The 14478-nt window shown below is 34.3% G+C and carries 12 protein-coding genes; all 12 read left to right on the top strand.

What is annotated here, in order from left to right:
- On the top strand, nt 1–280 hold a 280-nt coding region (locus ACTQ48_RS10195; RefSeq protein ID WP_441570829.1), incomplete at its 5' end, for a DDE-type integrase/transposase/recombinase.
- Nucleotides 281–789: 509 nt separating this feature from the next.
- Nucleotides 790–1155, top strand: a complete 366-nt coding sequence (locus tag ACTQ48_RS10190; RefSeq protein ID WP_017369566.1) for a plasmid mobilization protein — start codon at nt 790–792, stop codon at nt 1153–1155.
- On the top strand, nt 1134–2366 hold the full coding sequence (locus ACTQ48_RS10185; RefSeq protein ID WP_441570827.1) for a relaxase/mobilization nuclease domain-containing protein: 1233 nt from the start codon (nt 1134–1136) through the stop codon (nt 2364–2366). Before ACTQ48_RS10190 ends, ACTQ48_RS10185 begins: the two co-directional genes overlap by 22 nt.
- Nucleotides 2363–2989 (top strand): hypothetical protein, encoded by a 627-nt coding sequence (locus ACTQ48_RS10180; RefSeq protein WP_441570825.1) that lies wholly within the window; start codon nt 2363–2365, stop codon nt 2987–2989. Before ACTQ48_RS10185 ends, ACTQ48_RS10180 begins: the two co-directional genes overlap by 4 nt.
- A 16-nt stretch (nt 2990–3005) precedes the next feature.
- Nucleotides 3006–3608, top strand: a complete 603-nt coding sequence (gene fic, locus ACTQ48_RS10175) for a protein adenylyltransferase Fic (protein WP_167595095.1) — start codon at nt 3006–3008, stop codon at nt 3606–3608.
- 396 nt (nt 3609–4004) lie between these two features.
- Entirely contained in the window at nt 4005–5198 is a 1194-nt protein-coding gene (locus ACTQ48_RS10170; protein ID WP_062810217.1) for a RepB family plasmid replication initiator protein, read from the top strand.
- Entirely contained in the window at nt 5195–5740 is a 546-nt protein-coding gene (locus ACTQ48_RS10165) for a hypothetical protein (protein WP_441570822.1), read from the top strand. Before ACTQ48_RS10170 ends, ACTQ48_RS10165 begins: the two co-directional genes overlap by 4 nt.
- Nucleotides 5737–10428, top strand: a complete 4692-nt coding sequence (locus ACTQ48_RS10160; RefSeq protein WP_441570821.1) for a DEAD/DEAH box helicase — start codon at nt 5737–5739, stop codon at nt 10426–10428. Before ACTQ48_RS10165 ends, ACTQ48_RS10160 begins: the two co-directional genes overlap by 4 nt.
- Nucleotides 10429–10445: 17 nt before the next feature.
- Nucleotides 10446–11357, top strand: coding sequence for a hypothetical protein (locus ACTQ48_RS10155; RefSeq protein ID WP_441570819.1), 912 nt, complete (start codon nt 10446–10448; stop codon nt 11355–11357).
- 358 nt (nt 11358–11715) lie between these two features.
- Nucleotides 11716–12306 (top strand): site-specific integrase, encoded by a 591-nt coding sequence (locus ACTQ48_RS10150; RefSeq protein ID WP_115236116.1) that lies wholly within the window; start codon nt 11716–11718, stop codon nt 12304–12306.
- Nucleotides 12307–12667: 361 nt separating this feature from the next.
- Nucleotides 12668–13159: a DUF2798 domain-containing protein gene (locus ACTQ48_RS10145; RefSeq protein WP_441570817.1), complete on the top strand. Its 492-nt coding sequence runs from the start codon at nt 12668–12670 to the stop codon at nt 13157–13159.
- A 236-nt stretch (nt 13160–13395) separates the two neighbouring features.
- Nucleotides 13396–14076, top strand: a complete 681-nt coding sequence (locus ACTQ48_RS10140; RefSeq protein ID WP_441570815.1) for an IS6 family transposase — start codon at nt 13396–13398, stop codon at nt 14074–14076.
- Nucleotides 14077–14478: the final 402 nt, after the last annotated feature.

Raw genomic sequence — 14478 nt, 5'->3', positions numbered from 1 at the left:
AGCACCATCAATTGCTAGTGCTTTTAGGAAGTTACAAAAGCAGGGGCTACACAGCGAAACTGAGCACCGGACAGTCAAGTATCTCAATAACTTAATTGAGCAAGATCATAGACCTGTTAAACGTCGAAATAAACTTTATCAAAGTCTTCGTACTGCATCAACTACGATTAAGGGCATAGAAGCATTGAGAGGCATATACAAAAAGAACCGAAGAAATGGAACGCTCTTCGGCTTTTCGGTGTCTACTGAAATCAAGGTATTAATGGGAATAACAGCCTAAGATATTTGGAGTTCAGAGAGGGCTCGTTTGATTTTCAAACTTTGCAACAGAACCTTTTTTTGATCCGTACGATAAAATTCTTATATTTTTAGTGGATGAACAAAAAAATTGAAAGATTTTTTGTTCATCCATGATTTTAGAAAAAAGAGGGATGATTTCAGAAGACGAAATTCGTCTCTTTTTTTCTTCTTTTTGTATGACAAAAAGAAAGATCTTTTGCCCATTTTATTTTTATAAAATGGGTAGGTGGCGTTTGCGTAAAGCAAATCGACACAATCCAAAGGGGATAAAAGGGGAAAGTGAAACTGCCCCCTTTTCAAGCCACATTGTAATACAAGAACGAAGTGATTTGTATTACAATGTGATAGCTTGCAGTATTTATGGTTTTATAGTTGCTATTTTGTTATAATGATTGTAACCGAACAGGGCGCAATGCTTATTACAAAATCAATGACAAAGGGCGATTGAGGAATGAGCGCTGGGGCATTTTATCTTTGAGGAGGCTATTTATGGATCAGAAAGAAGTATCACAAAATCAAACAAAGTACATTCAATTTAGATTATCTGAAGAACAATACAATAAGCTGAAAATTTCAGGAGAAACATATGGACTCTCTCCGAATCTCTATGCGAAAAAATTAGCACAAAAATCTCATTTAAAAAAACCTTATCTCGAACATGACCAAGCGAAAGCTTTATTGCTAGAACTCTCAAAACAAGGAACCAATTTAAATCAAATCGCCAAGAAACTGAATCAATTCGATCGAATGGACAACCAAGATAAAGAGCTGATCGAGGCTTTACGCTATACATACGGAGTACTCGCTCAAGCTCAAAAGGGGTATCAAGAGTTATGGCAACAATTGCAAAAATAAGCAATGGCGCAAGTGCAGCGAGCGCCCTTAATTATGCTTTAGGACAAGACAGACCCATGCATGAAAAAACTGAACAGTGGCTACAAGACCATCAATTGGAACGTCCTGTGGAGCTGACAAATTGTCGGGCAGTTGCCGTGGGTGGAACCAACGGGATTGATCCCTTTATCGCCAAAGAACAATTCGATGTCATTCGACAACTTCATAACCAAACGAAAGAATCCAATCAAGTCTTGCGTATTACCCAATCTTTCGCCTTAGATGAACTGAATCCGAAAGTACAAAAGGACTGGCAAAAAGCCAATGATTTAGGCGTTGAGTTAGCAGAAAATCTCTATCCTAACCATCAAAGTGCTGTGTATACGCATTTAGACGGGAAAAATCACGTCTTACACAACCACATCATTGTCAATAAGGTCAATTTAGAGACAGGAAAGAAATTAAGAGAACAAAAAGGAGAAAGCGTTCAACGAGCACGAGAAATGAATGATCGACTCGCTTCTCGAGAAAACTGGCACATTTTAGAGCCACCAAAAGAGCGCCAAACAGAGACAGAAAAAGAACTAATCGCCAAAAATGAGTATTCTTACATGGATGATTTGAGAGAAAGAATCAATAAATCGCTTCAAGATGTCTCTGTGAGCTCATATGAGACGTTTAAAGAGCGTTTATCCGATAATGGTGTAATTCTATCAGAAAGAGGCCAAACGTTCTCATACGCCTTTTTAGACGCCAATAATAAGCAAAGACGAGCACGAGAGACCCGATTGGGTTCTGATTTTGGAAGGGAGACCATTTTACATGAGTTGGAAAAGAGAACAAGACAAAACGAATTTAGAGCTGTTGAACAACGAGAACCAGCGATTACTCCGCTTGAGCGAGACACTCAACAAAGAGAATCAGAAATTGTTAGCCTTGAACAAGCAATTGAACCAAGAAAATCAGAAGCTCTCAAACGAAAATCAACAACTAATCGATTTATTGACACAATCAAACAGTTTGCAGGACGAGTACCAGAACTTACTCAACGCGTTACAAGAAAATTAAAGCAAACAAAAGAGAAAATCCTCGATGATTTTGAACGTCGCTTTTCAAAGGACATGAAAAATGACGAGCAAGAACAACAGAAAAGCCTAGAAAAACAAGCAAATAGAGACGTACAGTCCGAAAAGAAACCAACAAAAGATCATGATAGGGGGATGAGTCGATGAATAAAGATGAACAACTCGTTGTTCAAGTATTAAATGCTTATAAAAATGGCAAAATTGATTTCAGTAACGTTCCAGAACTAGAAACCTTAGTCCGTCAAGAGGTCAATAAAGAGTTTCGGGACTACCAAGAAAAAATAGAAGCGGTTGCGAATCAAAAAATGGAATCTGCCATTCAAGAACAACTCCATCGTTTAGAGGCAGAAAACTTAAAAGCGGATATACTGAAAGACATTCAAGTTGAAAAACAAGCATTACTCGCTTTGAAAAAAGAACTGAATGAACAAAAAGAGCAGATAAAAGCAGATCGCAAACGTGAGATTGTCGAACGTTACGGTATTCTGATTGCGAACATTGTCTGCCTGTTCTGTTTCTTAGTTGTCGGTATTCTCATCGGACGATGGATTTATAAAGGTATCTGGGATGGTTGGGGTTTGCATATTTTGTATGACACAGTGATGGAAATACAGCCTAAACATCCTTATGGGGCAGTCATTCTTGGATTAGGTGGTTTTGGTTTAATCGGTGCTGGCATCTATGGCAGTTTTCGATTGATGTATGAAGCTTCAACGACTTGGTTAGATAAACGTCCAAAAATCTTTAAAAGAATCTTTCCGAAAAAATAGAGAGTGAGGTAATCCTGTGGTTTTAGACAATAAATTAGGGTTAACCAATTCAGCAGAATTAGCTAAACAAGAAGAGTTATTAACGAAAAAAAGAGCCAAAGAATTGTTTGAGTCTGGCAAAATAGAGGATCTTGAAATTGGGACGTTTCAAGGCTTATCTGATATTCATCAGTTTTTATTCCAAGATATTTACGACTTTGCAGGAAAAATTCGAGAAGTGAATATTGCGAAAGGAAACTTTCAATTTGCGCCACGTATTTTTTTAGCGCAAACACTTGAATATATTGATAAATTACCTCAAGAAACATTTGATGAAATTATTGATAAGTACTCGGATATGAATGTGGCGCATCCTTTTAGAGAAGGCAATGGACGAGCCACTCGTATCTGGTTGGATTTAATTCTTAAAAATAAACTACACAAAATCGTCGATTGGAATCAAATTGATAAGGATGACTATTTAAATGCCATGATCCGTAGTACAGTCAGCACCAATGAATTAAAATATTTGATTCAAAAGGCTTTAACCGATGATTTAGGAAAAGAACAATTCTTTAAAGGAATTGATGCGAGTTATTATTACGAGGGCTATTACGAAATTAAAACAGAAGATCTATAAACACGTATAAACACGATTTAAAGAAACAGACTGCTCAATATAAAACTTGAGTAGTCTGTTTCTTTTTTTGGATGATTTTGACCTTTGATTTTAAATTTTTGAAAAAAATAAAAAAGGCGAAGCCTATTATATATTTATCTTATATATTTTAATCTTTTATATCTTTTGCGTCAAAAAAAAGTGAGTGTTTTCAGGGGTTTAGAGATTAAAACCCCACAAAAAAACTGTGTATACCCCACAAAAAAACTGTGTATACCCCACAAAAAAACTGTGTATACCCCACAAAAAAATCTTTTAGTTGTGGGGTATTGTGATATAATAAAAGCATGAAGAACAATTCTTTGGTCAGATTTTCTTCATGCCTATCTAAAATCACTCACAAAGGAGCAGTTTTCTATGACTAGTATACCAAAAAATGAACAAAATCAGAAGCAGGTGCAAATCTTGAACGAATTATCAAAACGAAAAGTAGTGGAGCATAATTCTTTAATTACAAGCATTGCCAAAATGGATAAAACCCCACTCAAAATGTTTGAGTTAGCAGTATCTTGCATTAACACGGAAGAACCACCAAAAGATCATACAGTTTATTTGTCAAAAGCAGAATTATTTGCCTTTTTTAAGGTATCTGATAATGATAAACACACACGTTTTAAACAGGCAGTTGAGAATATGCAGAAACAAGCTTTTTTTCAAATCAAAGAAGAAGTGGGAAAAGGCTTTAAATTTAGAAATATTGTCCCCATTCCCTATGTGGAATGGACGGATTATCATGATGAAGTAAAAATTGAATTTCATCGTGAAATTATGCCTTATTTAATCAATTTAAAACAGAATTTTACGCAACATGCCTTGTCTGATATAGCAGAACTGAATAGTAAGTATAGTATTATCTTATATCGCTGGTTATCCATGAATTATAACCAGTACGAGCATTATAGTTATAAGGGCGGGCGCCGAGAAGAACAAGTGGCAGCCTACCGCAACCCCACCATTTCAATCCGAGAATTGCGAGAAATGACCGATACAATTAGTGAGTATCAAAGATTTGATAGATTTGAAAGTTATATTTTAAAAAACTCTTTAAAAGAGATCAATGCACACACCTCCTTTAACGTGACTTATGACAAGATTAAGAAAGGGCGTTCGATTGATTCTATTGTCTTTCATATAACGAAAAAACGCCGAGCAGATGATAATAGCTACAAGTTGGAGGATAAGAACTACAAAGAAGCGAAAGCTGAAAAAGAATTATCAAACCAAACGCTTGCAGGTAAAGCGTTAGAAAGTAGATATACAAGGTTATTGCTTGAAAATTTCCTTTTATCGCCTTATGAAATGACAGATACATCACTTATGGCTGGCTTGCAAAAAAATGTTTATCCAAAGTATGACGAACTCAAAACATTACGAGGACTTGAGGGGGTCAAAAAGCACCTCTCATACGTTCGTGAGAAGCAAGAACCTTATTCAAAAGGGAACATTGCTAAATACCTTAAAAAAGCGATTGAACAATACCTCCCAACAGTTAGAGGAAGTGAGATAGAAAATATGGCAGACCTATTGAAAAAAATAGAGGGTAAAGCATGAGTGAAGATTTAAAAACCATAAAAGAAATTGCGGATGAAATAGGTGTTTCAAAGCAAGCTGTATGGCAAAAAATAAAAAAAGAATCGTCAATAGATTTACGTCAATTTACGTCAAAAAAAGGAAATACCGTTTACGTTGACGTTGATGGTCAAAAAGCTATTAAGAGTGCTTTTTTTAACAAAACGTCAACAACAAAACGTCAACAAAAAGTTTTTGTTGACGACAACGTGAATAATTCAGTTGATGGCAATCCAGAGGGGAATGAAGAGATTTTATTTTTAAGGAATCTAGTTTCCGAACTCCAATCAGAAAAAAAAGAGCTTCATAAGCTATTAGACCAGCAACAACGCCTAGCCTTACAAGATAAAAAGTTGTTAGAAGAATACAAAGCAGAAATTAAGGAATTAAAATCTTTGATGGTACCAGTACGAAAAGATGATAAAGATCCTATGGTACAAAAATCTAAAGACATAGATAATACAAAAGAAGAACTTCATACAAAAAATAAAAAATGGTGGCATTTTGGAAGGAATGTAAAATGACTAAACAAACTTTTGATGATTTAATTAATCAGATTAATACTGTTTCTAAAGATGTACAAAGAGAACGTGGGACGCTTTTTGAGAAACTAACGTTGGCTTATTTAAAAAATGAACCAACTTACAAAGCCTTGTATCAAAATGTATGGTTATTGTCAGAAGTTCCTGAATCTTATGGTATTCCAAAAAAAGATACAGGTGTTGACTTAGTTGCTGAACAAAAAAATGGTGATTTGGTTGCAATACAAGCCAAATTTTATACAAATAAGGTTGGTAAGTCTGAAATTAATTCCTTTGTTGCTGAGTTAGGTAAAAGTTACTATCAACGAGGACTTATTGTATCTACGATGGATGATTGGAATTCCAATGCACGTGAAACGATTGATCAGAATGAAAAAGGAATTGAAATCATTGGATTATCAGACCTTAGGAACTCTCAAATTGACTGGTCTCAATTTAATTTTGAACGTCCAGAAAATGTTGTTGTTAAAAAACCTAAAAAATTAAGGGATTACCAACAAACAGCTAAAGAAAATGCCCTTGCTCATTTTAAAGAAAATGATCGTGGACAACTAATTATGGCACCAGGTACAGGAAAAACATTTACTAGTCTTAAAATATCTGAAGCTCTATCTAAAGATAAAGATGGTCCTTTTAAAGTGTTGTATCTTGTTCCTAGTATTCAATTATTGACGCAAACATTGCGTGGTTGGAATAATGATAGTGAACTAACAATGACAAGTATGGCCGTTACTTCTGACCGTGATGCATCACGTGGTACTGACGGAACCGAGGATATAAAAGCGTCTGATATTGGCTATCCAGCAACAACTTCTAGTAAAAAAATATTGCAAAACTGGCATGCTTTTGAAGGATTGCAAAAACCAACCGATATGCTCGTTGTTTTTAGTACGTATCAGAGTATAGAAGTCATAGGTGAAGCACAAAAAGAAGGGTTTCCAGAGTTTGATTTTATTATTTCTGATGAAGCTCATAGAACCACAGGTGCTCATGAAGCAGCTAAAGAGGCTAGTGCATTCTCTAAAGTTCACAGCAATAACAATGTAAAAGGACTTAAAAGAATGTACCAAACGGCTACACCAAAGATATATGGGGAAAGTGCGAAAAAAAATGCCAAAGATAAGAGTATCTTACTTTCATCAATGGATGATGAAAGTAAATACGGAGAAGTGTTCTTCCGTATGGGATTTGGTCAGGCAGTCTCACGTGATATTTTAACAGATTATAAAGTGATGGTTTTAGCAGTTGATGAAGCAGCAATTCAAAAAGATATGCAACGGACGCTCGCTGATCCAGAAAATGGATTAAATATTGATGATGTTGGTCGTATTGTGGGGGTTTGGAACGGAATGATGCGTCGTAATGGCTATAAGAACCCTATTAAAAATAGTCCGTATGATGGAGCTCCTTTAGAGCGAGCGATTGCTTTTACAAGAACGATTGAAGAATCTAAAAAAGTATCGAGTCAATTTGAAGAAGTAGTCAATGAGTATATCAGCGAAGCTATTGAAGACGAATCTATCCATTTATCAATGCGTCATGCGGATGGTCAAATGAATGCACTCCAAAAAGGAGAGGTTTTAGATTGGTTAGCCAATCCTAATAAACCAGCCGATGAGGCTCGAATTGTTTCTAATGTCCGCTTCTTAACGGAAGGGATCGATATTCCGACGCTTGATGCAGTTATATTTCTATCTCCTAAGAAATCTCAAGTTGATATTGTTCAAGCTGTTGGTCGTATCATGCGTAAGGCTGAAGGTAAAGACTATGGATATATTATCTTACCAATCGTTATTCCAACTGGAGAAAAACCAGAAACAATATTAGATAATAACAAGAATTACGAAACGGTGTGGCAAGTGATTAATGCTTTACGTTCTGTCGATGAGCGATTTGAAGCAATGATTGATAAATTAAATATGTCTAAACCTAAACAGCTAAAAGTCATCGGTGTAGGAAGTGCTCCAGATCAAGTGAATGATCAAGATAAAACTACTGAAAATGCTCCTTTCCAAACGGAACTTGAGTTTGAGTGGGATAAATTTGAAGGTGCTATTTTTGGTAAAATTGTTCAAAAAGTTGGAGATCGTAAATATCTTGAGAATTGGTCGAAAGATGTTGCTAAAATAGCAGAACGTCAAATTAACTGGATTAAAAATAAGTTATCAGATAAAAAAGATCCGATTAGTTTAGAATTTAAAAAGTTCGTTTCATCATTACAACATAATATCAACGAAAGTATTGATGAAAATCAAGCTGCGGAAATGCTCTCACAGCATTTAATTACAAAACCTATATTTGAGGCACTATTTTCGGAATATAGTTTTGTAAATCAAAACCCTGTCTCCCAAGCGATGGAATCGATTGTATCAGAGCTAGAAAAAGCTGGTTTTGCCAAAGAACAAGAAAACCTAGAGCCTTTATATGAATCTGTCAGAATGCGAGCTGAAGGTGTTGAAAAAGCAGAGCACAAACAAAAAATTATTGTTACTTTGTATGATAAATTCTTCAAAACTGCTTTTAAAGCAACGACTGAAAGATTAGGGATTGTCTTTACCCCAATTGAAGTGGTCGATTTCATTGTTCATTCCGTTGATGATGTTCTAAAAAAACACTTTGGAAAAGCTTTAGCGAGTAAAGATGTGCATATTTTAGATCCGTTTACAGGTACGGGGACGTTTATTGTTCGAACATTGACTTACCTAAAAGAACAAATGGATGCTGGAGAAATATCGTTAGCTGATATCACACGTAAGTTCATGAAAGAATTACATGCGAATGAAATTGTCTTGTTAAGCTATTACATTGCGGCCATTAACATTGAATCAACCTTTGATGAAATAAATGGTGATGAAGAAGGGTATATTCCTTTTGAAGGAATCGTCTTAACAGATACCTTTGAAAGTACAGAGACAGAAGATACATTAGATGATGATTACTTTGGTACTAACGATGAACGTTTGAAACGACAACAAGAAGTTCCAATTACTGCAATTATTGGAAATCCACCTTACTCCATGGGGCAAGTTGATGAAAATGAAATTAATAATTCAACTAGCTATTTTAAATTAACGGATGCTATTACTAATAGTTATGTTAGATTAACAGATGCTAGAAGAGTAGTTTCTGTTTATGATTCTTATTTAAAAGCATTCAGATGGGCTACTGATAGGTTAGCTAGTAATGGTGTGATTGGATTTATAACAAATAGTTCTTTTGTTGATTTTAAAACGATGAATGGTGTTCGGAGAAGCTTTGAAAATGAGTTCAATTACGTATATGTCTTAAACCTACGTGGAGCAATAAAAGAGCGTTTAGGTGAGTTAGCCAAAAAAGAAGGTCAAAATGTCTTTGACATTATGACGGGAGTAGCAATTACTATTTTAATTAAAGATGGTAGCCAAAATCATGATATTTATTATTATGATATTGGAGATTATTTAACAAGAAAAGACAAGTTTGATTATCTTGAAAAAACGTATTCTATGGTTAATGTAGATTGGTTAATAATATCTCCTGATGAAAATGGTGATTGGATAAATAAGAGAGATAAAAACTATTTAAACTATGTCCCTATGGGAAATGACTCCTCTACTAATTATACGGATACAATGTTTAAAGATTCAGCAATTGGTGTTACAACGAGTAGAGATAGTTGGGTTTATAATTTCGGGAAGAAACATGTTTTTGATAATTCGGCTAAATTAGTTAGGAATTATAATAATGAACGTGAGAGATTAAGTAATTACTTGCCTAAACAAAAACTAGATTATATTAACACTGATTCAACATATATGAGTTGGAGTAGGAAAACTAAAACGAAATTATCTTCTAACATATCCATAAACCATGACGAGCGTAAGATTGTTAAAAGTTCCTATAGACCATATACTTATAAATGGTTATATTATGATACTGACATAGTTGAAATGCCTGGACGTTTTAAAGATTTTCTTGGGGAAAATAATAAAGTAATTTATGTTAGTGGTCCTGGAGTAAAAAGAGATTTTTCTGTGATAATGACTAGTGCTATACCTGAATATAAGTATATTGAAAAAGGTCGAGGATTTTATTATTCGAACAATGGACGAAATGGATTTTTTGGCACTTCCGAAATAAATATAAATTCGCATTATGGATTGACCGAGGAAGAGATTTTCTTTTATATATATGGTGTCCTTCATTCTTCTGAATACCGCAAAAAATATGCTAATGATCTACAAAAAGCTTTACCTCGTATTCCATTGCTTAAAAATAAAGAAAAGTATCTTGAAATTGGATCTAAGCTTGCTGATTTACATTTGAATTATGAAGATCAGCCTATCTGGGAAGGTGTTGAAGTTGAAATTTCTAAACCAAATTATCTTGTTAAGAAGATGAAACATCCTAAAAAAGGTATATTAGATACTATTATTTTTAACGATAGTATCACGATTAAAAATATTCCAGAAAAAGCCTATGAATATATTGTTAATGGTCGACCTGCTATTGAATGGATTATTGATCAATATCAAGTTAAAACAGATAAAAAATCTGGTATCACAGATGATCCTAATGATTTTAGTGATGATCCTAAGTATATTTTGAACCTCCTACTATCTGTTATTACAGTAAGTATGCGTACACTCGAATTAATTGATGAATTGCCACCATTTGAAGTAACCGAATAAGAAAGAAGGCCTTAGTAATGGAAATATTAAAAAAAAGAATTAATAATGTTGAAAAATATCTATCAGACATTTCAGACAACCAAAAATTCTTTATCGGAATTAAAATTGAACTGAACAAAATCCAAAAAATACTATCAGAAAAATTCAACAAAACTGACGAAAATGGATTGATGTTTATTCCAAAACCCTATAATGGAATAATGGCTCAACGTAATACCGTGGGAGAGTTTTTATCTGACAAAAGTAAACCCAAAGAAACTGCCTATCGCGCTCAGAGTTGGTCTCTAAAAGATTGGGGAGGAAATATTCATTCTGGAACTAGTGAAGTACCTTATAAAAGATATCCAAAAATTTTTATAGACCCCTTCGGCCTCAACTTCATTTTACTTAATGATAAACAGTATTTAGTAATTAATAAGCAATTCAATAAAAAAAAATCTGAATATGACAAAATAAAATCAGCCATCAATCTCACGTTAGAATTATTCAATAAAGCTGAAACTTTTATACTAGACGTAGACACAGATATGCTAAAACCAGTTAGACAAAGTGTTCCTTGGGAAATTCTTCCCCAAGGGATTAGAATTTGGAATGCTTTTAAAGATGTAGCTAATTCTAATCAAGTATCAAAAAGTGCTAAAATATTAATCGAAGAAAGATTTAAATATTTAGAAGAATTCAATCCAGATATTGAGTATCAAGGTACTGCTGGATATTCAGGATATATAGCTTTTGCTTTTTCAAGTAAAAATATCTATGTTCTAGATTCTATCTTGTATGGAAATGCTACGTATATTTTTGGTGGTAATTGGGAGGAAATATCTCAATTAACTAAAAAACAAATAATTGATGATAATTTATATAAATATAGAATTATACATGATAAAAAATGGAAAACTGAAATAGGAAATATTCTTAATTCTATCTAGAAATCTGTTTTTATAGGGGGTATTTTTAGATAATAACCCCTATACAACGCTATTAAAACAGCCCCCGTTATCTATTGGACAGGTAATAGGGGTTGTTTTTATGTTTTTTTGATATAATAGAACCAAAGATGGAGGGATTATTTGGGATGGTAGGCATGCTTTTACTAGCAATCATGTTCATTTTTATCCCTGTTTGTTTTCTTATCGTAAATTGGGAGCAATTAAAAAGTTGTTTTCAAAAAAATAACAGATGAAACCCTTGCTACAAGCGGAAGTGCAGAAATGAGACACCGACAAGAAAATAAATAAATAAATAATTTAATTATTTACTTATTTTTTAGAAAGGAATATATGATATATGGTTCAACAGATTGTTTTACCTATCAAAGATTCAAATATCTTAAAAATGGTGCAGGATACACTACTTGATAGTTTTCGTGCTGGTCGTCGCAACTATACAATTTTCCAAGTTGGGAAAGCGACCTTGTTAAGAGTAAGTGATGTCATGAAATTAAAGAAAACAGATGTCTTTAATCTTGATGGAACAGTCAAACAAACTGCATTTATTCATGATCAAAAAACAGGTAAGGGAAATACGTTATATTTAAAACCTGTCCAACAAGATTTAATGCTTTATCATGCATGGCTCATCCAACAAAACATGAATTCAGAGTGGTTATTTCCTTCAACTTCTCACCCAGACCGTCACATCACCGAGAAGCAATTTTATAAGATTATGGCACGAGTTGGTGATCTTTTAGGAATTAACTATCTAGGAACGCATACTATGCGTAAAACAGGCGCTTATCGGGTCTATACCCAGTCAAACTATAATATTGGCTTAGTGATGCATTTATTAAACCATTCAAGTGAAGCCATGACCTTAACGTATCTTGGATTAGATCAAGCTAGTCGAGAAACGATGTTAGACCAAATTGATTTTGGGTAATGAATGTTTAGAACTTAGTAGTCGTCCAAAAACGACTAATTTTTTTGTTGAATCGTACGAGGACGATTCGATGCTTTTGACTTGTAAGAACAGGATTGAATGAAGCCATACTGTTCGCATATTTTTAGTGGATGAACAAACAAAATACGAGAAATTTTTTCTTCTTTTTGTATGACAAAAAGAAAGATCTTTTTCCCATTTTATTTTTATAAAATGGGAAAGTGAAACTTCCCCATTTTCAAACTTTGCAACAGAACCGGTGAGGCAATACTTCAGGAATGAAAGAACAGTTTTCTGAAATTTTGAAAATTTTTGCTTACGAAGAAATTTTATTTGTGATATGGTAATCTTCGGTGCTAGAATGCAACCGAAAGAGAGGAGTTTTATTTTGCCAACAAATAAAAAAGAAGGAATTATCTTCACAACACTGATGTGCTTTTTAATGGTTTTAGGAATGAGTATCTACAATCAACTTTTATATAATGATTTATCATTAGTTTCCTTGCTAACAGGATTGGTTCCTGGATTCATAGTAGCTTTTATCGTAGATTCATTTGTCGTAGGTGTTGTTGCGAAGAAGATCGCCTTTAAATTACCAATCAATAAACAAAGTAAACTACAATTAATCGTGACAATTTCATGTCTAATGATTATTGGTATGGTCAGCTTTATGTCCATGTTTGGAATTTTAATCGAAGGAGGTATCCCAGCTAATCTGGGAGCTACTTACCTACATACGTGGGGGATGAACTTCATAGTAGCTCTACCTTACCAATTATTAATTGTGGGGCCGATTTCTCGATTTGTTTTAGGAGGAATCCAAGCCAGTTCTCAAGTAGAAAATGCTGCATAAATTATAGTGAATAAAAAAGAATCAATCAGTCGTTTTATGTCAATTAATGATATAAAACGGCTTTTTTTGTTCCCACGAAAGTATATGGTCTTTATTGGAATCTGGGAGTATAAAATATGGGAAACTTGTATGATAAAAAAAGAAAGATATCATTGGTTAAGCGGTTCTGTTGCAAAGTTTTCCAAAAAATCTATTTTAGTGTAAAGATTGAGAAAAAAGACAGAGAGGACAGAGTAATGAATCATTTTAAAGGCAAACAATTCAAAAAAGACGTCATTATTGTCGCTGTTGGTTACTACCTGCGTTACAATCTAAGCTATCGTGAAGTTCAGGAATTGTTATATGATCGTGGAATAAATGTTTGTCATACTACGATTTATCGTTGGGTGCAAGAGTACAGCAAAGTCCTCTATTATCTTTGGAAAAAGAAAAATAGACAGTCCTTTTATTCGTGGAAAATGGACGAAACTTATATTAAAATTAAAGGGAAGTGGCATTATCTCTATCGTGCAATCGACTCAGAAGGCATGACACTGGATATTTGGCTAAGACGAAAGAGAAATACTCAGTCTGCTTATGCTTTCTTTAAACGACTCCATAAACAGTTTGGTGAGCCGAAAGCAATTGTGACCGATAAAGCACCTTCTCTTGGCTCCGCCTTTAGAAAGTTACAGAGTGTGGGTTTATATACTAAGACAGAGCACCGAACTGTGAAGTATCTTAACAATTTAATAGAACAAGACCATCGACCTATTAAACGACGAAATAAGTTTTATCAAAGTCTCCGTACAGCCTCTTCCACGATTAAGGGCATGGAGACCCTTCGAGGAATATATAAAAAGAACCGAAGAAATGGAACGCTCTTCGGCTTTTCGGTGTCTACTGAAATCAAGGTATTAATGGGAATACCAGCCTAAGATATTTGGAGTTCAGAGAGAACGCGTTTGATTTTCAAACTTCGCAACAGAACCGCATTACCTAATTTGCCGGTGCCCGGGGACTTGACGGTCCTACAGGACTATTTACCCTGGTCACCGAAAGTGCAGGAGATCTGCCACGAATAAATAATTCGAGTACAGCAGTGGCGCAATCCTTATGTTAGAGGGTTGCGCCACTTTTTCATATACGCCCGTTTAACGACCTCTTACAACGGAGTTTTTCGGTTCAATAACAAAAAGCCCACTCCGAAGAGTGGACCGTTCAAAAGATAAAAACTATTAATCAACACCATTTGACACAGAGCCAGAATAATAATATTCTTCAGGGTCCTCTTTAATAATCTATATTCGCTACAGATGTATTTATTTAATGGTTAATCA

The organism is Collinsella sp. Sow4_E3 (assembly GCF_052116285.1).
GTDB lineage: Bacteria > Actinomycetota > Coriobacteriia > Coriobacteriales > Coriobacteriaceae > Collinsella.
This window is presented reverse-complemented; position numbering and strand designations above follow the sequence as displayed.